The organism is Vibrio sp. 1557 (assembly GCF_033340175.1).
In the GTDB taxonomy this organism is placed as follows: domain Bacteria; phylum Pseudomonadota; class Gammaproteobacteria; order Enterobacterales; family Vibrionaceae; genus Vibrio; species Vibrio alginolyticus.
The window spans coordinates 1-1,267 of the sequence record NZ_JAWOVZ010000168.1; the positions used below are offsets into that span (position 1 = coordinate 1).

The window sequence follows — 1,267 nt, forward strand, 5'->3', positions numbered from 1 at the left end:
ACTGCATAAGGACTCCTGACTTATCTAAGTCAGCTTCCTGCCTAGCCCTGAGGGATTTCCTCAGGGCTTTTTTCGTTTTAGAACTTGTAAGAAACACCAGCGTAAAGCGAGCCGATCATGATGGTTAAGTCATCGTAAGTTTCGTCAATTACAAATGTGTCTACTTCATACGCGATGCGGAAATTCAGATTCTCGATCGCTTTAGGTGAGTATTCGCCACCAACACCTGCACGGAATGACGTTTCTGCTTTTGACGAAGAGCCAAAATCAAGTTCGGTACGACCAAGGCCAACCGTCGCAAACGGACGCCAGCCACTGTCAAAGGTGTAACCTAGGTTCGCCATTAGAGCGATGTTTTCAGGTTTTACCATTGTGCGTGGTGCATCTTCAAACTTGTCAAAAATATCACCGTAGCGTGTGTATTGCGCTTCGATTGCGACGATACGGTTGAACTGGTAACCGCCAAACAGTTTGTATGTGGAGTCGTTAGAATCCAGATTAACCGCATACGGCCAAACACTGTCGTCATAGACAGTTGTAACCCCGATACCACCACCAAGGTAAAAGCCTGATACGTCTTTTTTCTCGACATCAGTTTGATTTGCTTGCGCGAATGCTGAAACAGCAGCTAACAAAAGGACAGCTTTTTTCATGTGTAATTAACTTTATTATTTTGATTAAAACGAAGTGAAATATAAGAGGCTTTATCTGCATTTGGGATTTTTCATCGGCTACTTGAAAAAACACAAGTCACCGAAGCGTTAGTTAAGCAAATAAGTCGCACCTCTCATGCGTGCAGCATAACGAGTCAAAAAATAAAGGTTAAGTATCGAAATGTATGGTTTTGTCAGAAGAGGGGGAAATAAAAAACACCTCCCTTAACCGGAATTTAAGGGAGGTGCTGAATGCCAAATCGAGGGTGGCATTGTTAATTGCTTAAGTGTTAATCGCTTAAGTTTTGCTTATGCAGCAACTTCTTGTTTTGCATCCGCTTTGTTTTTTAGGAATGCATAGGTAAAGCCTGTTACCGCCGTACCTGCAGCAATTGCTACCAAGTACATCAAGACTGGAGAAATTGCGTTAGGGATAAGCAGTACAAATAGACCGCCGTGAGGTGCCATCAGTTTCGCGCCGAATAGCATAGATAGAGCACCTGTTAGAGCGCCACCAGCCATACAAGATGGGATTACACGCATTGGGTCTTTCGCTGCGAATGGGATTGCACCTTCAGAGATAAAGCACAGACCTAGCACGAATGATGCTTTGC

Annotated in this window: 1 protein-coding gene and 1 pseudogene; both read right to left on the reverse strand. The window is 43.9% G+C overall.

Translation table 11 applies throughout. The annotated features are described in order from the left end of the window. Positions 1 to 77: 77 nt before the first annotated feature. The gene (locus tag R7070_RS25560) at positions 78 to 653 is read right to left on the reverse strand and encodes a porin family protein (protein ID WP_025589686.1); all 576 of its coding nucleotides are present in this window, start codon (positions 651 to 653) and stop codon (positions 78 to 80) included. Positions 654 to 962: 309 nt separating this feature from the next. Further along, positions 963 to 1,267 (reverse strand): annotated as a pseudogene (locus tag R7070_RS25565) (PTS fructose transporter subunit EIIBC); the annotation flags it as partial.